The organism is Nostoc sp. LEGE 06077, from assembly GCF_015207705.1.
In the GTDB taxonomy this organism is placed as follows: domain Bacteria; phylum Cyanobacteriota; class Cyanobacteriia; order Cyanobacteriales; family Nostocaceae; genus Nostoc_B.
The window spans coordinates 1-21,155 of sequence record NZ_JADEWI010000077.1 but is presented as its reverse complement, the minus strand read 5'-3'; the positions used below and the strand labels follow the sequence as shown (position 1 = coordinate 21,155).

15 protein-coding genes are annotated in these 21,155 nt (G+C 40.5%); 8 read left to right on the top strand and 7 right to left on the bottom strand.

What is annotated here, in order from left to right; all coding sequences use genetic code 11:
* Nucleotides 1-26: 26 nt before the first annotated feature.
* Nucleotides 27-1,238, bottom strand: coding sequence for a HEAT repeat domain-containing protein (locus IQ244_RS29310; protein ID WP_193900206.1), 1,212 nt, complete (start codon nucleotides 1,236-1,238; stop codon nucleotides 27-29).
* Nucleotides 1,239-1,272: 34 nt separating this feature from the next.
* Nucleotides 1,273-1,695, bottom strand: coding sequence for a ubiquinol-cytochrome c reductase iron-sulfur subunit (locus tag IQ244_RS29305; RefSeq protein WP_193900205.1), 423 nt, complete (start codon nucleotides 1,693-1,695; stop codon nucleotides 1,273-1,275).
* A gap of 535 nt (nucleotides 1,696-2,230) precedes the next feature.
* Between IQ244_RS29305 and IQ244_RS29300 the strand changes: the two genes are divergently transcribed.
* From IQ244_RS29300 to IQ244_RS29270, 7 genes are all read left to right on the top strand, one after another.
* Entirely contained in the window at nucleotides 2,231-3,787 is a 1,557-nt protein-coding gene (locus tag IQ244_RS29300) for a ferredoxin--nitrite reductase (RefSeq protein WP_193900204.1), read from the top strand.
* 111 nt (nucleotides 3,788-3,898) lie between these two features.
* Entirely contained in the window at nucleotides 3,899-5,398 is a 1,500-nt protein-coding gene (locus IQ244_RS29295) for a NarK family nitrate/nitrite MFS transporter (protein ID WP_193900203.1), read from the top strand.
* Between the two features lie 131 nt (nucleotides 5,399-5,529).
* Entirely contained in the window at nucleotides 5,530-7,728 is a 2,199-nt protein-coding gene (locus tag IQ244_RS29290; RefSeq protein ID WP_193900202.1) for a molybdopterin oxidoreductase family protein, read from the top strand.
* 191 nt (nucleotides 7,729-7,919) lie between these two features.
* Complete coding sequence (locus tag IQ244_RS29285) at nucleotides 7,920-8,378, top strand: phosphate-starvation-inducible PsiE family protein (RefSeq protein ID WP_193900201.1); 459 nt, start codon at nucleotides 7,920-7,922, stop codon at nucleotides 8,376-8,378.
* A gap of 101 nt (nucleotides 8,379-8,479) precedes the next feature.
* A complete protein-coding gene (locus IQ244_RS29280; protein WP_193900200.1) occupies nucleotides 8,480-8,932 on the top strand; it encodes a nitrate reductase associated protein in 453 nt (150 codons plus the stop codon).
* 44 nt (nucleotides 8,933-8,976) lie between these two features.
* Nucleotides 8,977-9,582 carry a DJ-1/PfpI family protein gene (locus IQ244_RS29275; protein WP_193900199.1) on the top strand — a complete coding sequence of 202 codons (606 nt, stop codon included), beginning with the start codon at nucleotides 8,977-8,979 and terminating at the stop codon, nucleotides 9,580-9,582.
* A 401-nt stretch (nucleotides 9,583-9,983) separates the two neighbouring features.
* A complete protein-coding gene (locus IQ244_RS29270) occupies nucleotides 9,984-11,363 on the top strand; it encodes a PrsW family glutamic-type intramembrane protease (protein ID WP_193900198.1) in 1,380 nt (459 codons plus the stop codon).
* A 400-nt stretch (nucleotides 11,364-11,763) separates the two neighbouring features.
* On the opposite strand, the gene IQ244_RS29265 is transcribed toward IQ244_RS29270, so the two are convergent.
* From IQ244_RS29265 to IQ244_RS29250, 4 genes are all read right to left on the bottom strand, one after another.
* The gene (locus IQ244_RS29265) at nucleotides 11,764-12,411 is read right to left on the bottom strand and encodes a hypothetical protein (RefSeq protein WP_193900197.1); all 648 of its coding nucleotides are present in this window, start codon (nucleotides 12,409-12,411) and stop codon (nucleotides 11,764-11,766) included.
* Between the two features lie 172 nt (nucleotides 12,412-12,583).
* Nucleotides 12,584-14,161, bottom strand: a complete 1,578-nt coding sequence (locus tag IQ244_RS29260; RefSeq protein WP_193900196.1) for a CHAT domain-containing protein — start codon at nucleotides 14,159-14,161, stop codon at nucleotides 12,584-12,586.
* Between the two features lie 187 nt (nucleotides 14,162-14,348).
* Nucleotides 14,349-16,532 carry a PP2C family serine/threonine-protein phosphatase gene (locus IQ244_RS29255; protein WP_193900195.1) on the bottom strand — a complete coding sequence of 728 codons (2,184 nt, stop codon included), beginning with the start codon at nucleotides 16,530-16,532 and terminating at the stop codon, nucleotides 14,349-14,351.
* Between the two features lie 1,071 nt (nucleotides 16,533-17,603).
* A complete protein-coding gene (locus IQ244_RS29250; RefSeq protein ID WP_062289938.1) occupies nucleotides 17,604-17,960 on the bottom strand; it encodes an NAD(P)H-quinone oxidoreductase subunit M in 357 nt (118 codons plus the stop codon).
* Nucleotides 17,961-18,879: 919 nt separating this feature from the next.
* Between IQ244_RS29250 and IQ244_RS29245 the strand changes: the two genes are divergently transcribed.
* Nucleotides 18,880-19,161 carry an Npun_R1517 family heterocyst differentiation transcriptional regulator gene (locus IQ244_RS29245; RefSeq protein WP_015113073.1) on the top strand — a complete coding sequence of 94 codons (282 nt, stop codon included), beginning with the start codon at nucleotides 18,880-18,882 and terminating at the stop codon, nucleotides 19,159-19,161.
* Nucleotides 19,162-19,911: 750 nt separating this feature from the next.
* Here the strand turns inward: IQ244_RS29245 and IQ244_RS29240 are convergent.
* Entirely contained in the window at nucleotides 19,912-20,607 is a 696-nt protein-coding gene (locus IQ244_RS29240; RefSeq protein WP_193900194.1) for a response regulator transcription factor, read from the bottom strand.
* Nucleotides 20,608-21,155 lie beyond the last annotated feature (548 nt).

Here is a 21,155-nt window from a genome sequence, read left to right as displayed (position 1 = left end):
TGAATGTATGATTACTTTAATTTTAATCAAGACTGGATTGGTAAAAATTCTGGTGCGAGTTTTTTGAGTGCGGCGATCGCATGTAATTTTACCTGTTCGTTTGGGTCTTGTAATAAAGTAGTTAATGAGGGGATAGCTTGTTGATTACCTAACTGTCCTAAAGATAAAGCGATCGCACTTTTGATGTAGGCAATTTCTTTAGCGGGATGATGTGAGTTTAATAATTCTAATAAAATTTCTGTAGCGGTTGTAACTAATTCTGGTTTTTCTACTCGTCCCAAAACTGTGACAATTTCCTGACACAAAATTTCTGATTGAGTTTGGGTTAATACCTGTTGTAAATATTCCAAACCAGATAGTGTCCCTACCCAAACTAAAGCGCGAATAATTTCTAGTTGTAAGGTTATGGGTGTGTGGGGTGACATCAGCACGGAAAATAAATGTTGGGTAGCCTCATCACCACCAAGGCGAGAAAGGGCGACGGCTGTAGCACTACACACATCTATATTGAAGTCATAAAGCTTGGGTTGTAGTTTGGTGACTAAATCTAATTCGGCATTTAAATCGGGACGGAAACTTAAACCTAGTACAGCGATGCGTCTCATTGTCGCCACCACATCATCTAAAGCTTTGATTAGTAAAGGTGGTACACGTTGATCATGAAAGCTGCTGAGGGCTTCTAGGGCGGTGGCGCGGACTGCAACTTCCGTATCTTGTACCACAGTCAATAAGGGGACAATGGTTTCTGGGGTGCGAATATAAGCCAGCGATCGCACTGCCAAAAGTCTGGTATCATCTTGTTTTAACAGTTCCGAGAGTTGATTAATTGCTAAACTCCCCATTTGTCCTAATGCTGTAGCGGCGATCGCTTTTAATTCTTCATCATCGCTAGTTTTGAGCAATTCTACCAAAGGTGCGATCGCTTCTGGATGTTGAAATTCGCCCAAAGTTCTGGCTGCATACCAGCGCAATTCTTCCTCTGCTTCTTCTTCTTCTAAAATCTCAATCAGTGGCGGAATGGCAATATTTCCCAAGCGAAGCAACACCTTGGTAATCTCCCAGCGTTGCTGAAAATCCCCCATTTCTAAAATAGGAAGTGCTAATTTCAGCAGATATTCTGAGTGTTGATCATCCTTGACCAAAATCAACTGTTGCAGATATTGAATCAGCAATGACCAGTCAGCATCATCATACGCTGTCTGCGCCTGCATCAAAAGCTGGTTGATATTGCCTTGCATAAAAAGTATGAAGTGTGAAGTCTGAATAATTCAGTTAACCCTTAACTAAAATGGCATCGCCTTCAATTTTAGCGGTGTAAGTTTTGAGGGGTTTTTCGGCTGGGCCTTTCTGTACTTGACCATCAGTGCCATATTCTGCACGGTGACAGGGACAGGCAAATTTTTTTGCGTCGGCTTTCCAATCTACGGTGCAACCTTTATGAGTACAGGTAGGGTCAACAGCAATTAAATTGCCGGCTTGAGATGTACCAACTAGCAAAACATCCCCAACAGGGGAACCTTTAACCAAAAGTTGACCTTTTTGGTCTAGGTCTTTGGTAGTGCCTACCTTTTGCCAATCTCCCGATGTTGCAGATGTTGATGTACTTTTCTCAGAATTACAGGCAGCAATAGCCACTGGTAAGTTAGTAGCTATCAAACCTAAACCAACCCAATTGATGAAATCACGACGTTTCATAGTTGTGGAAATTATTTGTAATTAGAATAACAGCGATCGCCTGCTCTACGGTTAGCTGCTTCACTATCAGCATCAAATCGACAATTTTTTATTCATACTTATGTAATCAATCGATGGTTTTGCATCACTCATTTGCTCAGTGTAATGCAGAAAACGCATTGATCTCATTCTTAATTAGCAATTACACTCATATTTTGTAGCTATTTATACGATTTTAGCAGAGATCTAACTCTAACCTTAAAAGTATCGAAATTGTTACATAAACAATAGTTGTGTTTACTTGGTGAACTTCCCCAATATAAAAGATTACAAATCTTCTCTCAGAACTAAAAAAACCACGTTCAGTTAGTTAAAGACAGACTCTTGTTTGTCAATTAACTATTCAGATACACAACCTGAGAACACACTAAAAAATTAGCAATAGATAAATATTCAATTTAAAGTCGCTAAAACTCGTAAAACCAAAATCTAAGTTACGGGTTGATTGATATTGGTTAACTACCACCACTGAATTAGCAATAATGAGAGTTAGCTCATGACAGATACAGGAACCACTACCAAAACCAGCCTCAATAAGTTTGAAAAATTCAAAGCTGAAAAAGATGGACTCGCAGTTAAAAGCGAAATTGAGAAATTTGCTGCCCTAGGTTGGGAAGCAATGGACGAAACCGACCGAGATCATCGGCTGAAGTGGTTGGGAGTGTTTTTCCGCCCAGTTACCCCAGGTAAATTCATGATGCGGATGCGGATGCCCAACGGTATTCTCACCAGTGACCAAATGCGCGTGTTAGCAGAAGTATTGCAGCGTTATGGTGATGATGGTAGTGCTGACATTACCACCAGACAGAATATTCAATTGCGGGGGATCAGAATTGAAGATTTACCCGATATCTTCAATAAATTTCACGCCGTCGGTTTAACCAGTGTGCAGTCTGGGATGGACAACGTTCGCAACATCACAGGCGATCCCGTGGCTGGACTGGATGCAGATGAATTGTTCGACACGCGAGATTTGGTGCAGCAAATTCAAGATATGCTCACCAACAAAGGTGAAGGAAATCCAGAGTTTAGCAACTTACCCCGTAAGTTTAATATTGCCATTACAGGTGGACGTGATAATTCAGTTCACGCCGAAATCAACGACTTAGCATTTGTCCCCGCCTTTAAAGAAACAACATTCGGGTTTAACATCCTGGTTGGGGGCTTTTTCTCCGCCAAACGTTGTGATGCGGCAATTCCTCTGAATGCGTGGGTTGCAGCAGAAGATGTAGTGGCTGTATGTCGAGCCGTTTTAGAAGTATTTCGGGATAATGGTTCACGCGCCAACCGCCTGAAATCTCGTTTGATGTGGTTGATTGATGAATGGGGTATAGACAAGTTTCGCACCGAAGTTGAACAGCGTTTAGGCAAGCCATTGTTAGCTGCTGCGCCCAAAGATGAAATTGATTGGGAAAAACGCGACCATATCGGTATATACAGGCAAAAACAACCTGGATTGAACTATGTAGGCTTTCATGTTCCCGTGGGGCGGTTTTATGCCGAAGATATGTTTGAAATTGCACGACTCGCAGAAGTTTACGGTAGTGGAGAAATTCGGCTGACAGTTGAACAAAATATTATCATTCCGAATATTTCTGATGGTAGCCTCGCAACATTTTTAGCAGAACCCTTACTACAAAGATTTTCCATCAATCCGGGTGTGTTGGAGCGATCGCTAGTTTCTTGCACAGGCGCACAATTTTGCAATTTCGCCCTCATCGAAACCAAAAACCGCGCCCTAGCTACCATTCACGCTTTAGAAGCAGACTTAACTTTCACCCAACCAGTTCGCATTCACTGGACAGGTTGTCCCAACTCCTGCGGACAACCACAAGTTGCAGACATCGGCTTAATGGGTACTAAAGCTCGAAAAGATGGCAAAGCAGTAGAAGGCGTAGATATCTATATGGGTGGCAAAGTCGGAAAAGACGCGCACTTAGGAACCTGTGCAATTAAAGGTATACCCTGCGAAGACTTGCAACCAGTCTTACAAGACCTACTCATTAAACACTTTGGCGCACAGATCAAACAAGAAGTCTTGCTTGAAGTCTGAAGTCGGAAATTTTATCTTCAATTCTTTAGGTAATAGTCACTTGTGATTGATCAGAAGTGATGAAACTTCATACTTTTGTCTTCCCCACTTCCATAAAATTAGGAAATTAGGATGCTAAAAAATTTATTTTCATTCAGCGATCGCTACCGCATCTTACATCAGACTTGGTTTGCTTTTTTTCTCACCTTTGTCTGTTGGTTTAACTTTGCGCCGTTTGCTACCACCATTGGGAAGGAACTAAGTTTAGCACCTGAGCAAATTAAAACTTTAGGAATCTGCAACTTAGCCTTAACAATTCCGGCTCGGCTAATTATTGGGATGCTGTTAGACCGTTTCGGCCCCAGGATGACTTATTCAATATTGTTGATGTTTGCGGCTGTTCCTTGTTTAGCTACGGCGTTATCTCAAGATTTTAATCAATTAGTCATCAGCCGTTTGTTAATGGGAATTGTCGGTTCCGGGTTTGTCGTCGGTATCCGTATGGTGGCTGAATGGTTCCCGCCGAAGGAAATGGGAAGCGCGCAGGGTATTTATGGCGGTTGGGGTAATTTTGGGGCTTTTGGTGCAGAATTTGCCTTACCGATGCTTGCTGTTGCGACTGGCTTTTTAGCTGGTGGTGGTTCTAACTGGCGGTTAGCGATCGCACTAACTGGTATTATTACCGCTATCTATGGCGTAATTTATTTCAACTCTGTTCAAGATACGCCTGCTGGCAAAACTTACAAGCGACCTAAGAAAAATGGTGCATTAGAAGTCACCAGCATCAAAAGTTTTTGGGCGATGATTGTCTCCAATTTTGGTTTGATATTTGCCCTTGCTTTATTAGCTTGGCGGTTAGAACAAAAGAATATTCACTTTTTAACTCTTAGCCAAATGTATTTAGTTTGGTTAGCATTAGCTGGATTATTTGTTTACCAAACATATAAAGCTTACGAAGTCAACAAAGAATTATTAATTGGCAAGAAAACTTACACCCCGACACAGCGGTTTCAATTTGGACAAATTGCGATATTAGAATTTACTTACGTAACTAACTTTGGTTCCGAATTAGCAGCTGTTTCTATGCTGCCAGCTTTCTTTGAAAAAACCTTTGGTTTAGAACACGTAGTTGCAGGGATGATTGCTGCTACATACCCATTTTTAAACTTAGTTTCTCGTCCTAGCGGTGGCGTAATTTCTGATAAATTTGGTTCCCGCAAATGGACAATGACAATTATTTCTGCTGGCATTGGTGTTGGCTATTTGATGGCACATTTTATTAATGGTAACTGGCCGATTCCACTGGCGATCGCAGTCACTATGTTTTGTGCTTACTTTGCCCAAGCTGGCTGTGGTGCAACCTACGGTATTGTTCCCCTCATCAAAAAAGAAGCAACCGGACAAATTGCTGGCAACGTCGGCGCTTACGGGAATTTTGGCGGTGTAGTTTACCTGACAATTTTCAGCTTAACCGATGCACCAACCCTATTTAGCGCAATGGGTATAGCCGCAATAATTTGTGCTTTTATGTGTGCTTTCTTCCTCAAAGAACCTCAAGGTTCCTTTGCTGGCGCTGCTGAAGAATTACCAGAAAATTCAACGAAAAAGCCTGCTATTTTAGCTGAAGAATAACCTCAAAAAATCAGGGATGAAATGTGTTGAATAATTTCATCCTGATTCTTTTATCTGCGTTCATTCGCGTGCATCGGCGGTTAATAAAAAATAAACCCGCTGATCAACACCGATAAATTAGGTGTAGCTAAATGACTGAATTTACTAAAACTCTTTGTCCTTATTGTGGTGTTGGCTGTGGTTTAGAAGTTTCGCCGCCAGCCCAACTTAATAAAGCAACTAATCGAGATAGTCAAGGAAATCCCACTTGGCGAGTACGCGGCGATAAATCGCACCCATCCAGCCAAGGTATGGTTTGTGTGAAAGGTGCAACGATCGCCGAATCTTTAGATAAAAATAGATTACATTACCCAATGGTGCGGGATTCTTTAGATCAAGAGTTCTGCCAAGTTAGTTGGGATGAAGCTTTTGATCTGATCACCAACCGCATTCAAACTGTCCGCTTCACCCAAGGGACAGAAGCAATATGTATGTATGGTTCCGGTCAGTTCCAAACCGAGGACTATTATATTGCCCAAAAACTTTTAAAAGGCTGTTTAGGAACTAACAATTTTGATGCGAATTCACGGTTATGTATGTCCAGTGCTGTATCTGGATATATTCAAAGTTTTGGTGCTGATGGCCCGCCTTGCTGTTACGAAGATTTAGAGTTAACTGATTGTGCATTTTTAATCGGGACTAACACCGCCGAATGTCATCCCATCGTATTTAACCGACTAGAAAAATATCACAAAAAAAACCGCAAAATAAAAATGGTGGTGGTTGACCCTCGCCGCACACCCACCGCCGAAGCCGCAGATTTACATTTAGCAATTCGTCCCGGTACAGATATCGACTTGTTAAATGGTATCGCCCATTTATTAATGCGTTGGGGATATATTGACACGATGTTTATCGATGACTGTACCAGCAATTTTTCCGCTTATGCTGAGGTAATTCGTCACTATTCGCCAGAAGTAGCAGCGCGTCAATGCGGTATCAGCATTGAAGATTTAGAAACAGCCGCCCGTTATTGGGGTCAAGCACAAAAGGTACTTTCTTTGTGGTCGATGGGTGTCAACCAATCTAGTGAAGGTACAGCCAAGGTGAGAACTATCATCAACCTCCACTTGATGACTGGACAAATCGGTAAGCCAGGGGCGGGGCCGTTTTCTTTAACAGGTCAACCAAATGCGATGGGAGGTAGAGAAGCCGGCGGTTTGGCGCATTTATTACCTGGTTATCGCTTGGTGAAAAATGACCAGCATCGCGCCGAAGTTGAAGATTTTTGGGGACTGAAGCAAGGACAAATTTCGCCTATTCCTGGTTTGACTGCTTGGGATATGATTACAGGCTTGGAAACTGGTGATGTCGGTTTACTGTGGATTGCCGCTACTAACCCAGCTGTCAGTATGCCAGATTTGGAACGAACAAAGAAAGCGTTATTGCGATCGCCTTTCACAATTTACCAAGACGCATACTACCCCACTGAAACCGCCGCCTACGCCCATGTGTTGTTACCTGCTGCCCAGTGGGGTGAAAAAACTGGCATCATGACCAATTCTGAACGTCGGGTAACTCTGTGTCAAGCATTCCGTCAACCGCCGAGAGAAGCCAAAGCCGACTGGGAAATTTTTGCGGAAGTTGGACGAAGGTTAGGTTTTGCCGATAAGTTTAACTTTAAAAATTCTGCCCAAGTTTACGCCGAGTTTGCCCAACTAACTAAAAATCGCCCATGCGATATGTCAGGGCTTAGTCACGAAAAATTACACAAACAAGGCGCAACCCAATGGCCATACCCAGAAAAAAGTGCTGAATATAAAGAAGTAACTCAAAACTCAAAAAGACTCTATACTGATTTACACTTCCACACCCCCGATGGTCGGGCGCGGTTTGGGGCATATTACTCTAAAGGATTGGCAGAACCACCAGACCCCGATTATCCTTTTGTGTTAACTACGGGGCGACTTTACGGACATTGGCATACACAAACCCGCACAGGTCGCATCGAAAAAATTCGCTCAATGCACCCGGAACCATTTATTGAAATTCATCCTCGTGATGCGGCTAGGTTAGGAATTAGTGATAACCAAGTAGTTGAAGTGCGATCGCGGCGTGGTCAAGCTCATTTTCCCGCAAAAGTGACTAAGGCGATCGCACCTGGGACAGTTTTTGTTCCCATGCACTGGGGCGCACTCTGGGCGAATAATGCTGAAGCTAACGCCCTGACTCATTCTGAATCTTGTCCCGATTCGCTACAACCAGAATTAAAAGCTTGTGCAGTCCAACTAGCACCAGTTTCTGTGGAAGTTACTAGTAAAAATTATCAACTCCAGTCCTCACAATGGTGATCCGCTTGTTATATCCTTAAACAAGAAATTGGTAATTCCAAATTTCTCTTGAGTACTTTAATCAATAGACAAGAGTCAATGGTGATGATTAGAAATTATCATCTTATTTGAGTGCAATTAAGGCGGAATATTCAATTAAATATATCCCCTTCTTACCAATTTCTGATTAAGTTAACACCAGGATGCAGCCGATGAAAAAATTATTTAAGAACATCTTTGGCATTACCAGCGATGAAAACTTTATGTACGTTATCGAAAACGTCGAGGTAATCGTTTCCAAGATTTTATCTGTGTTAATGGTACTAGTAATTTTGGTGGCGATCGGCGATTTAGGCGTTTTTCTAATTAAAGAGTTGTTTGATACTCCTTATGGCAAATTCAACACAACCTTATTTAAAATATTTGGCTTATTTTTAAATATTTTGATTGCTTTGGAAATTTTAGAAAATATCACAGCTTATTTACGAAAACACGTTTTTCAAGTGGAATTAGTTATTGTCACTTCTTTAATAGCTGTAGCTCGAAAAATTATTATTCTTGATTTGGAAAAGGTTACAGGTATTGATATAATTGGGTTAGGTATTGCTATTTTAGCTTTATCAATTAGCTATTTAATAATTCGTTCTAGCAATTCTTCTAAATCTCACTAATCTCTCTCTTGTGACTGATATTTTTATGATTTTATAAATGATTTACTACTATTATAAAGTTGCTTCTGTGTACAGAATTATATTTTTTAATTAGTTTAAATATGGCACTTTTTTTTGAATTTGAAGCAGATTTTGTCAATTCTCTGCGCTGCATCCCCATGCAAATTCGCTATAAATTAGATACGTGTGGAATCAAACTTAAACTATCAGATTGGTTACAGATGACTCAAGATGAGCGTGAAGCTTTACTTGAACTGCCTTGCACCACGCAAACCGAAGTTGAAACTTACAAAGAATATCTCCAGCAACTAATTTTGGAAAGAACAGGTACACCTGTAACACAACTACCAGTAGAACCTTATCCTACATGGATGGATTCTAGTAATATACCCATCATCTTACAAGAAAAAGCCCAAGAACTAGGAGTTAACTTGACATTAGAACAATGGGTGGCTTTAACTCCTTTACAAAGATTTGCATTGATTAAACTCAGCCGTCCCAGCCATGAAAATAAAAATTTTCCCCATGCCATAACAGAGTTTCATCTGCTTTAATTTTAGTCAATGGTCAATTAATTAAAAACTGAGGATAACAAAACGTGGCAGCTAAGAAAATCTTAATGCTGGTGGGCGACTTTGTAGAAGATTATGAAGTAATGGTTCCCTTCCAAGCTTTGCAAATGGTAGGACACACTGTTCATGCTGTTTGTCCCGACAAAAACGCTGGTGACAAAGTAAGAACCGCGGTGCATGATTTTGAAGGAGACCAAACTTATAGTGAAAAACCTGGTCACAACTTCACTCTAAATGCTACCTTTACCGAGATAGATGTTAATACCTACGATGGGTTGGTAGTCCCTGGAGGACGCGCACCAGAATACATCCGCCTAAATCAAAAGGTACTAGAAATTACTCGTCACTTTGCTCAAACAAATAAACCGATTGCGGCCATTTGTCATGGCTTGCAGTTATTAGCTGCGGCTGATGTCCTGCAAGGTAAGAAATGTACAGCTTATCCAGCCTGTAGTCCAGATGTTCGTGCGGCTGGTGGTATTTATGTGCAAATCCCCGTTGATGAGGCCATAGTAGATGGAAATTTAGTAACAGCACCAGCTTGGCCTGCACATTCCTGTTGGTTAGCAGAATTTTTGAAAGTATTAGGTACTAAGGTGGAACATCTAGAAGTGGCAAAAGTTTCAGGATGAAAGAAAAAATTAGTTAAGCCTTATACTTTTTTCAGGTGTAAGGTTTCTTATTCTTTTTTTGATAGATGATTGTATATTTTCTCGATGTCTCAAGATGTGGCAAATACTACTAAAAACTCCAGAAATTCCTGTACATCTTCTGACTGTAGGGTTTCCAGAACATACTATTGATGTGTGATGAAAAATATTTACAAGCAAATAGGCACATAAGACACTTTAATTAGCCATAATGCTTGTCAATATTGAGTTAGATAATTTTAAATTTTGCATGAGAAAATTTTGAATTTGTTAGCAGAGACTAAAGCTATAGTGGATTTAGCAATTCTGCTGTTGGTATGACTAAGGTTAAGTCATCCTGCCAGAATATTTTATGAATTAGTTTGGGAAGAAACTCTAACTCGATGACAGGCAAAAACGCAAGACATAACGCTTTTCTGCGGCTGGTGTCTGGTAATACAGCAGCTTTTGGTTCAGAATCTCGTTACGCGCTACATGCAAGTAAAGAGATGGTAATTGGACGTGACCCCAGCTGTCAGATTGTCTTGGATGCCATGATGTATCGAATGGTATCTCGTCGTCATGCTGCGGTTCGTCCCCTCTCTTCGTCTCCAGATAATAAATTTACTTGGGTAATTTGTGATTTAAATAGTGCTAATGGTACTTATCTCAATGGTCAACGTTTTTATGGGTGCCAAGAATTACAGTCAGGCGATCGCATTGGTTTAGGTAGTGATGGGCCACAATTTATGTTTGAGTATGACATAATACCTCAACCGACAATGATGACAAAACAAAACGCATCATTGCCTTCAGCTGCTAACTACCAAAACCATACCCAAATCAAGCAGCCTGATTCAGTTAGCTTTACACAACTTTTTCCCATTATTTCTACTGGTAAGGATTTAACACGTAAGGCTTACCTTGTCCCAGGAATACTTACAGTAGTTTTTGTCGTGCTAATGTTTGCGACTGTTGGTAGACCCCAAGCTAACCAAGTAATTGTCGCCAGCTATATTGCCTTTGTTGTCTACTATTTTGTTTATCAACTATGTGGCAAACAAAAGCCTTGGTGGGTACTAGTTGGTACGGCGCTGACTACAGCATTAATTTTACTGAGTCCTGTCTTAGAATTATTTATCTTTGTTTTTCGCGGCATTCTGCCAGGTAATTTACCTTCACCCCAGGATTCTACTACATTGACAGAGTTGCTAGTACGAATGTTCTTTGGTGCGGGGTTGATGGAAGAATTGCTTAAGGCCTTACCTGTACTAGGCGCGTTTGTTATCGGTAGACAATTACCTTCACCTTGGCGAGAACGCATAGGTGTGTGGGAACCTCTAGATGGTATCCTCTTGGGAACGGCTTCTGCTTTGGGATTTACGCTTTTAGAAACTCTCGGACAGTATGTACCAGATATCACCCAAAATGTTAGTCAACAGGTAGGAATTGGTGCTGCTGGTCAATTAGCTGGCTTACAACTGCTGATTCCTCGCGTTTTAGGTTCTGTAGCCGGACACATGGCTTATAGTGGCTATCTGGGATATTTTATCGGTTTAGCTGTCCTCAAACCTAGCAAGAGTTGGCAAATTCTCTCGATTGGTTATTTAAGTGCGTCTGCACTCCATGCTTTATGGAACGCTACAGGTTCGATTAATGCTTTGTTATTAGTAATTGTGGGAGTTTTATCTTACGCTGTTTTGATGGCAGCTATTTTAAAGGCACGGGCATTGTCACCAACGCGATCGCAAAATTTCGCTACGCGCTTTCTCGGCCCCAAATAAATCTCGGACAAAACTATAGCAGTTCCCCAAGCCGCAGATCTCAACGGAATGCGCCTCAGCTGATGAGGAAATGCTGTAGAAGTTAATACCCATTTCAAAAAGGATGGAAATATACGGATTTATAAAACCTAGACGCAGTTAGCAATCCAAAATGGTCTTAGGGGTAGAATTAGCAAATCTGCTTTCTGCCCGCTTTTTCCTTAAATATTTTTTATACCTAAAGATAGATTGCATAGCTGGCAATATTGCTTTAATTTCAAGCTAATCTGGATATCCTCTGACTCAAGAAGGAGATTATCTTGTTTTAGGATGAGTAATAAAAGTAATACATTGAGAAAAATTTAGTCGTAACTAAGATTTATTCTCAGACAATAAATAGAGAGTCAAGGCAAATTTTTACTTAAGCTTCAGGTTCCACTTTTTCTAGCTGTCTGAGAGCATAGTAGGCGATCGCTACACTCACTTTAGCTTGCTCGATTTCGGATAAAGTTGCCCAATCTCGATTTTTAATTTTATTCATAACTGATGTTAGGTTTTGCTGTTCGCTGCTACGCATTGCATAAGCATAAGGGCGAGCAAAAACTGCTAGATCATCTGTACCCCATGCAGGTAATACAGTTTGCACACACTGTACCAACTGTTCGTTAATTGATTGTTGCACAGATGCGACTTCTGTCGCTTTCTGGGCGATCGCATTCAGCCAGCCTGTAGGTACTCCAGCAGCAAAAACATTATGTAAACTTTTGCAAAGACTGTCGAAGATTCCGACATTTGTATTGCATTTGTAATCAGCACATTTTGCCACCTGAGACCATAAACTGTCTAACTTTCCGTAAAAAGACTCTGCTCTAGTATGTAGTTCTTCCTCCAACACATCCTGCATAGTAAACTGCTGTTCTAATTCATCAAAATATGCCTCTGCTTGATCATCAGCAGGGTTCCAAGGATAAGCCGCATCTTCGGGTTGGAGCAGGAATTCAAGGAACTCTAATTCCACTTGAGTGGCCGAGGATGGGAGATTGTTGGAATTGTTGATTTTTTTAATCATTTTTCGACTCCTGATGAATTATTTCGCAGTACTGACTGCTACAAGTTGTAAATTAGAATTTCCGCAAAAATTAAACTGATTTTATTTAGCAATTGAACAAGAAAAATTATGCCAGAGCAAGTATCAAGCGTGAAGTATACAGTTCACTGCAATTTTTATCCTGAAAGAAGGTTTAATTTTCAATAACAAACTCCCAAGTTTCATTCACTGAATTCCCAAACTTTAACTTGCTGCCAGATTGTAATGGTACTTCCTCCCGGAGGATTTGTTGCCAACCATTAGAGCTTAAACACCAAGTGGTGCCGTAAGTCGAGAGATCTTGTAAATAATAAGTTTGAACTGGGGTAGTGCCAGCAAAAGTATTTCGGCATAAAATTTCCGCGTGACGCTTAGAAACTGATGGTTCGGGAATCACAATATCATTGTCTTGGGTACGACCAATACGAGTTACGCCTGCTCGTAAAAACCAAGTTTTACCTCCTGGAGAGAGCGATCGCAAACAAGCTCTAGAAGTAGCAAGATTTATATCAATAATTGAAATATCTGGTAACTCTGTAATTCCCTCATCAATGCTTTTAACAAGTTCGCCATTGAAATCTGGATGTAAATACAGAACTGGTAAAGTCCAAGCAGGTTGGTTGAACTTATACAGTGTTAACATTTCTTGTCGCGCTTCCGCCACAGCTTCATCAACTGGCTTGCGCGATCGCAAAGCTGCTGCAAAAGCTTTAATAAAACTGTGACTTTCATGGTCAGCAATTACATCGCGCATTCCTAAAACGGCTGGTACGCCATGACGAATTAGTACTTCTGCTAAACTACTAGCTGGAATTGCTTGGTGATTGAGTGCTGCTGGTTGCGCTCCCCAACAAGCGTTGAAAACGGCTAATTTTAGCCCGCTACGTGTTAATACTTGGGCTAATTCTATGCCATTGAGTGTTTTGCTAGGGCGCAAAAACAACAGTCCTCCATCTGGGCCAGGCAATCCATGCCCAGCGTAAAAAAACACATTATAAGCCTTAGTTTCTAATTCTTGAATCAACTCTTGTGGCGTTGGTTGGATTAGTGTTTTGACCATACAAGGAGCAAATCCTGGATAATTCCGATTTAATTGCGGCTGATTCTCCAGGATTTGTTGCAGAATAATTGCTTCTTGTTCGAGTTGCAAGTTTTCATCATGACCTAAAACCAACAAGATATTTATGGCTTGATCCGTGCGTAAAAACGGTAGTGGTTCAACCTCACTTGTGGTGCGACTAAAGAGCAAATCTTGAGAGAGAGAAATTGCTGATTGTCCGGGTTGGCGCTGCATAATCTCCCAAGGTAAGGCAATCAAATCTGGGTCACGAATTTCCAGTTGAAAGCGCAAACGTGTATTCTGTCCCATCGCCATTCCCGAACTGCGTTCGAGACTGCTGAGAATTGGCCCATCAAATACCCAACGCCACAAATATAGCCCTAAGTATTGCATCAGGCGACCACCATAACCAGGCATATGACCCGAATCAGTCGAACCTAAGTTGAACGAGAGAGGGTTTGCAGGTTTAGGTGCTGTGTTGGCTGTAATATTTAACCCGCTGTGTCCAGCAAACATTTGCTGCCACTCTTGCCAAATTTGATTAAGTTCAGAAGGCCATACACAGTCACGCAGAACATAGCCACTAGGATAAGGCGCTTTGACCACCCAAATGGCAAAGCTATCGGTGCCAGTATTGATGAGACGGGCGATCGCTAAGTTCAGGGATGGCATGGGTTCTTTAAATTAAAAGGTAGAAACCAAGGACTTGCGATAACAATTTTCCGTAAGGAAAACTCTTAACCTGAAATTTTTAAATCGGGTTATTAAATGTATTATTCCAGGCTTCTACAAGTTTATCGAGTATTTGTCGTATTTTTCCTGAATATTATTCTTCTGGACTTTGGCTAGACACGGAAGTTTAACTATCGGGCGGTTCAGACGAATTTTTACACCGGGTTGCGTTGGATTGTAGTACAGAGATATCTTGACCTTGAAGTTCAGCTAATTTGACTCGAAGTTCTGTCTGTTTTTGAAGAGATGGGCTACTTTCAGAGGGGCAAAGTCGCAATTTGAGTACAGATTCCTCCGAAATTGGTGTATTTTTGGGTTCGATGTCCACCACTTGCAAAAAATTATCTGGTGCTATCTTTTGATTATCTAAGATAATTTCTTGATTATTAGTAATTACCGATCCAATCATAAGAGTCTGTGAGCGCTCGCTTGTTGAAGCGGGAGTTGGCTCTACAGTGGGGCTAGAACCAGTTGGGAAAAACGGTGGTGATGACATAAATAGTCCACGCACTAGCAGCCCTAAAGAACCTGCGGCGATCGCAATAATAATCGGCACAATTATGTGGAGCGGCAGTTGCTGAAAAGACCTAGGCTTATCTTTGGGAATTAAAGTTTTTTGCTCAGAAATATCTTCTAGTAAGGTAGGTTGCAGCGGCTTAGGCGGTATGTTGGCGGTTGTGATGGTAGGACGCTCAACAATAACTGCTTTGAGGGTTAGCTCTGGCTCAATATATTTAACTTGATAATGAACTAAAGCGATCGTTACATTATCGTGGCCGTTTTTGGTGTTAGCAATTTCCAGTAATTTGTCGGCTACTGTGACTAAATCTGTTTCTTCAGTCAAAATTGGTAAAATTTCTGTTTCCCAATATTCTTCCACACGGTCAAAATCGCTTAAGCCATCAGATGTCAATAGAAATACAGCATCTTCGTCCAGAATAAACCGTTGTGCTGTCGGATGTAACGCTGCACTGGAACTCATCCCTAATGCTTGCACCAAGGAACCAGAACCACTCTGTTGTACAGCTTCACGATAAATGGCATATCCTAAGCGTACTTCTCTAGAAGCAACATCATCATCAAGGGTGACTTGATAGCAACCATCCCGCGTAATCCAATAAGCGCGACTATCCCCAACATGGGTGATATACATTTCATGGGACACTGGTAATGCCATCACCAAGGTTGTACCCATACGTTTTCTACCCTGACGATTTTCACTGTCATTGCGCTGGCTGATTTTATCATTAGCAACTGCCACAACTTGTTCTAAGTCTGCCAGCAAAAGTGAGGGTTCTATATGGTTATGAGGAACTTTGGTGAGTTGTTGTACTTGCTGTTGAATTGTTTCAATTGCTAAATTAGACGCGACATTACCGCCTTCGTGTCCACCAATTCCATCACAAACAATAGCCAAGGCTGTTGCTTGCGGGGGTTTACTCAACAGTGTGCCACTGGGTGGGTAACAGGCATCTTCGTTGCGTTGTCGTTTGGGGCCAGTATCAGTCTTAGTGATAATCTTAATTTTCGGAGATTGCAATTCCCCTAATTCTGCTAATCCGCGATCTAAAACTGAGATTAATACTTCAGGGGAAGTGATTTCTCCTTGAATGAGATAATTGCTAACTTCGTGAACAAATTCTGCAATGACTGGTTTAGTATCTGGCAACAACTGCTGCCAAAAATCTCCTAAATGTGATAATTTTGGTGCTGTTATGGTGTCAGAGCGTAATTCTAATAAGCGGACTAAAGACCCTTCTACCCTTAATAAGTGTGTATCAATTAAGCTAGAAGCAACACCTTCACTGACCAAGGGTTGCCATAGATGAGCTAATTGCCATAGCCAATTAAGTTGACGCATGGATGTAGCCGTGCGCCAAGCAGTAGTTAACTGGGGACACAACCGTAATTGTTCATCTGTCGTCGGTTCTGTTAATAACGGCGGTTTTTCTAACAGTAAAATTTCTTTGCGAGAACGTCCATCCTTGAGAGACAGCACTCCATACACCTGCGGTATATGTAAGCTGTAGGGGATTAGTCGCAAGTAAGCTCTGATAGTTTGTACGTTTTCTGTTTCTAATCCTTGAGGGAGTAATCCAGGTTTAGTATCTAAAACCACAGATTTATTGAGGACTAAATAGCGATCGGCTAATATTTCTCCAGGACTACCCACATTTAGAACATCACCCACAACCCAGAGATATCTTTTGGGTAAGGGTGTAGAACATCGTTGGCAAAACTTATGAGTCAGGGGGTTAGCAGCCTGACAAAGTTCATTTGGGCAGTAGAGGGTTGCCGCATCATTTTCCATAGTGTTCGCACTGATTAGCGATTGGCAATTTCTTCAAAAGCATAGGCAGTAAGCAGTAATCTAGACCGCTCTTATTTCTGCAAACAGACGCATCCAACTGGGGATCATGATTCTAGCTGGGAAATACCAGCCAATGCTAATACTTGGTTTAGGGAATTTATGCAAATATCACACTCCTTGGCCAATTCTACAGCCTCATCATAACTTTTATTGTTCTGTGACTTTCCGTTGCCATAGCAACCAACTATAAACCCTGTCAACAAAGCTTAACCTTTACTTATGTGTAATTTTGCTTGCTTTGAGTCAATTAGAGCATTAGAAAGGCATACATAATACAGATGTTTCTTTAATTTATAATTAAATATGGTTTAGTTAGAGTTAAAAATCTCCAACTTTACGCCGCGAAGCAGGTTATAAACCTCAATTTAAACCAAGCTGACGTGTTTTACGGAACTATATTGGGCGATCAGTTACAAAGTTTAAATTAATTTTATTTAAGAATTAAAAAGTTAGTTGTTAAACCAGTTAAATTCCAGTTATTACTCTGCTAAAGCAAAGCTAAAATTTCTAGTGTTTGGAAATGGCTGTTCACTGTAAACGGTCAGCAAGTTCTTTTAGCTGACTGGCAAGGTTCAAAAATTGTGCTTCACCAAATTTAAATAAGCAACAGAAGCTTATGTCAAGCATTTAAGCCAAATATATTCTGTATAAAGTTTTTGTCTTCTATCAGGTGATGTATCTGGAATATTACCAAAAAGTAAAATATTAATTTTTTGCTTGGTTATCGCCAAAAAATTGACTGAATTCATATATGTGGTTATAAAAAACTGTGTCAGATGAGAGAGAGGAGAAAAAGTGGTGTAAGTTACCATACTCCAAAATGCCAAGGCAATCTCATTTCTCTAAATAGTTAGGAGTGAGAATACACATCACTCCTAACTGATTGCTGTTGAATCAAGAAACTAATGCACAGGCAAAAGTTGAGTTGACAACTTCTGTTGAGACTGCTGAGTTATGGGGAGTACCCGCAATTTTTTATTTCTACTTCTGTGCTTTCTGTAGAGGATGCTACTACTTATCATCTACGGCAACTTGGGGAACTCCCATGCTGTAGTTGGTAACACGAGCAGATAGATTGTAACTGATTTCGCCTTTTTGGAGGAGCGATCGCAGATAATGCTCCAAATCTGAACCAATGCGGCGTAAGTTGTAGTCTGTCAGATCTGCACCACTGGACGACTCTACCAATTCGTCAAACTTACGATAAATTTTCTGTAGAGCATCTTCATTCCAATTAAATTCGTTGTCTGGGTCAACATCCAACGTTAAAACTTGATTACTGGGAACTAGTTCGCCATCCCGGTCAATTTCTGCCGCAAAAATGCGGATATGCCGGGTTGTGGACTTGAGCAGCATTGGGTTGTCCATAGAATGGTGTAAGGTTTAAGTTGATTACACTGAAATCATTGTAGACGGTTGGCCAGCCCTTAAATCTGCTCTATTCATAAGCTTTCATTAATTAGTCAGTAGTTAATTGTTATTCTCTCCATTTCCTTATCTATCGCCGACTTGTTTTTGGGTGAGAATCTTGGGTGTAGCTGCTGTAAATACTTCAAAACTCCTTTTGGTATAGATGAATCATTTAAACCCATATAAGATTGCCTAAAGCGTTGGTTTTTTATTTTTATACGTAAGTTCTTACTTTAATTTTTGCCTGCTAAAATTAAACTCCAGATGTTTTCGTTTGTACAACGTAAAAAGTAGCAGGTTTTTAATGCAGATAAATTGTGTTTTTTGTACGTAATATTAAGCCGTCAAGTACTGTATATTTTCCTACTAATACCCAGTATTTTACTCTTAATAAATTTATTCATCACAATCTCCTGAAATTGTTGATGAAAAAAACTAACATCAAGTGTTTTTACTTAATTATGGTGAAGCTTCCTCTACGGTTAATTAAATTGAAAAAAGACAGGGGATTTACTTAAGTATAATTACCAAAAACTCGGTAAAAACTCGAACCATTATTGACGTTAAGATAAAGTTGATGTAAAAACCTTTAAAAAGCTAGAGCAACTTCTTACAGAAACTTTATTGTATAGAATCTCAAAAACTGAATAATAGTGATGGCTTACCTAAACCACTTCTGGCGGAGGAAGATCACAACTTAGCCGGTTAAAGACTAGCTAGAAAAAACACAGGAGATAGAAATGAAATCCATAATGAGATGAATTGAAAAAATTCTTAATTGCCGCGGTAAGGATGCAAAAAACAATATAAAGGATGTTTGCTGAGGATTATATTTCCTCCCTCTGATAACCACCAAGTAAAAAAAATCCGCAAAACTATGAACTCGAAAGCATTACCACGCCAGATAAATAATATTGAAGTAGGTGTTTATGAGTGCGAAATACATCTCAAATTCCGATTGATTGAGGAAAAGAGCCTGTTGGGCGATCGCGAGCAACTCTTACAAGTACTACTAGACGCTTTAACTGAAGGATCAGATGACTTTTTAGAGACACTACAAGCCTCTGTTAAGGCTCAGGAGGTCTCCGAATTTAAAGCTTCACCTCAAATGCGTCGTCAACTAATGCGCTTACGCAATGCTGTTGACAACACTCAATAGTGAACTCTAGATCTATCAATCACTTGAGTAGCGATAGTTGGCATATTGGCTATTGCAACGGTAATTTTTCCAGTTTGCTCATTCCCTGTGCTATGTCATGTCATCACTAAGTTGGTTTATTAACCTCACTAACAAAGCTACAAGCTTTAATTTATGTTGCTCTTGAAAAAACTTAATCAAGTATCTACTCTAGCCCGCAACTTTTGAACTTAGGAGATATTTGGCAGCTAACTAATGCGTTAGTGCTTTGTTTTCTGAGCAGGTTACAGTTGTACGAAGTTTTCTCTACAACTATGATTTCTCTAACCAGGGTGTCGCTTTGCTAGAAAATAACATTAGGTATTAACCTTATTTGTTAACTACCTGAGAAATCCAAATATCTTGTAAATAGTTATTGATGGCTAAAATCTTGTTTTTTAAGCTGACAAAAAACTTTTTTTATGCAGCATCAGGTTAAATTAGTTAGGTCAGCGTCTACCAACAATCAATCAGAAAAAATTTAGATATTAGAAACTTAGAGGCTAGTATTGTTAGTTTAGCGTTCTCTACCTTCAAGACAGTAGTTGCTGAATAATTACCGCTCCTGGTAATACCATGCTTAAGCGGATGTTTCCGGCACGGGTTGCCTTATTTAGCAAGCTTTGCTTACATCAATGTCGTATAAGCAAGTAATTTTATTTGAGATAGCTGCAACAAACAGCCATTTAGTCCTGAGACCGCATCAAAAATCTCAAAACCCTTATGCAGTAATTACTTAGCCAGTCCGTGTTCTAGTGCAAACCGAACTAACTCTGTACGGCTATTGGTGCCAGTTTTACTGAACAAGCGGCTCACATATTTTTCTACATTCCGAACGCTGGTTTCTAGGCGACGAGCAATTTCTTTATTCATCAGCCCTTCAGCGACTAAGTTTAAAACACTTTGTTCTCTGGGGGTCAAATCAATTTTGAAGGGGGCTGGAGATTGAGCGATCGCACTTCTTTGAGTTAACAATGCTTTGATTTGAGCAATCTGATTCGCTAGTTCGGCAATATCAGGCGTTTCATTATCTTCGCCTGTAAATGTCGGCTTAACAGGACGACGGGAAAGCAAGTTTTCTACGATTGCTACTAACTCATCCGGGTCAAAGGGCTTAGGTAGATATGCGTCAACACCTGCTTGATAGCCTTGAATGCGATCGCCTGTCATCCCTTTAGCAGTTAAAAAGACAACTGGTAGTGCTTGAAAGCGGGGGTCTTCTCTTAACTGCTTTAGAAACTGATAGCCATCCACTTGGGGCATCATAACATCAGAAATAACCAAATCAGGTGTGTTCTGTTCCATCAACTCCCAGCCTTCACGGGCATTACTGGCAACTTGAACACTAAAACCGCTTTCTTGCAAATAATCTTTCACGGCTTCTCGTAATCCTGGTTCATCATCTACCAGTAATAATTGTGCTGACATTTAACATTTCCTTAAGTCTACCTTTCTCCAATTTAGCGAAAGTTGGCAGCCAATGGTGATTTGTGAGGCACTTATAGTCATTGTCAGATTTCTTCACAATCACTTATGAGGCTCAATCGCTGAGTTTGCTCTACAACATTCTCAAACAATGCATTATGAACGTAGTTCAACGCTTAAAAACCCTATACAAGCAATAATTCAGAATCAAATGCTTTGGGAAATGCTCAAAATTCTCTGTGTATCTTCTTCTCTCAAAGGTTGTGTGTCTTTAGTATTTGTAGCGATTAGGCAACCGAAGTTGAGCCAAAAGTGATGAAGAGTAGAGATAACAGATTGAAAATTCACAGCGTAAGGAAGATCCTAAAAGGGGGGAAAGTACATTCACTATTATTGTGAAGGAGAAAGGCGATGGGTAGAGAGGAAAATAATTTTGAGAGAATAGTTGACAGAGAAGGGAGAGTGAGATAGATTAGATAAGTGCCTGAGAGAAGCGCTGCGAAGCGAAGCTCGGAAAGGAACCGAACCATGAAAAGATTATAGTTTGAAAG

Excerpts from the sequence above, each read along its gene's own strand:
- IQ244_RS29310 (WP_193900206.1), bottom strand. The coding sequence starts at position 1,238 with ATGCAAGGCAATATCAACCAGCTTTTGATGCAGGCGCAGACAGCGTAT.
- IQ244_RS29305 (WP_193900205.1), bottom strand. The coding sequence starts at position 1,695 with ATGAAACGTCGTGATTTCATCAATTGGGTTGGTTTAGGTTTGATAGCT.
- IQ244_RS29300 (WP_193900204.1), top strand. The coding sequence starts at position 2,231 with ATGACAGATACAGGAACCACTACCAAAACCAGCCTCAATAAGTTTGAA.
- IQ244_RS29295 (WP_193900203.1), top strand. The coding sequence starts at position 3,899 with ATGCTAAAAAATTTATTTTCATTCAGCGATCGCTACCGCATCTTACAT.
- IQ244_RS29290 (WP_193900202.1), top strand. The coding sequence starts at position 5,530 with ATGACTGAATTTACTAAAACTCTTTGTCCTTATTGTGGTGTTGGCTGT.
- IQ244_RS29285 (WP_193900201.1), top strand. The coding sequence starts at position 7,920 with ATGAAAAAATTATTTAAGAACATCTTTGGCATTACCAGCGATGAAAAC.
- IQ244_RS29280 (WP_193900200.1), top strand. The coding sequence starts at position 8,480 with ATGGCACTTTTTTTTGAATTTGAAGCAGATTTTGTCAATTCTCTGCGC.
- IQ244_RS29270 (WP_193900198.1), top strand. The coding sequence starts at position 9,984 with ATGACAGGCAAAAACGCAAGACATAACGCTTTTCTGCGGCTGGTGTCT.
- IQ244_RS29265 (WP_193900197.1), bottom strand. The coding sequence starts at position 12,411 with ATGATTAAAAAAATCAACAATTCCAACAATCTCCCATCCTCGGCCACT.
- IQ244_RS29260 (WP_193900196.1), bottom strand. The coding sequence starts at position 14,161 with ATGCCATCCCTGAACTTAGCGATCGCCCGTCTCATCAATACTGGCACC.
- IQ244_RS29255 (WP_193900195.1), bottom strand. The coding sequence starts at position 16,532 with ATGGAAAATGATGCGGCAACCCTCTACTGCCCAAATGAACTTTGTCAG.
- IQ244_RS29250 (WP_062289938.1), bottom strand. The coding sequence starts at position 17,960 with ATGGACAACCCAATGCTGCTCAAGTCCACAACCCGGCATATCCGCATT.
- IQ244_RS29245 (WP_015113073.1), top strand. The coding sequence starts at position 18,880 with ATGAACTCGAAAGCATTACCACGCCAGATAAATAATATTGAAGTAGGT.
- IQ244_RS29240 (WP_193900194.1), bottom strand. The coding sequence starts at position 20,607 with ATGTCAGCACAATTATTACTGGTAGATGATGAACCAGGATTACGAGAA.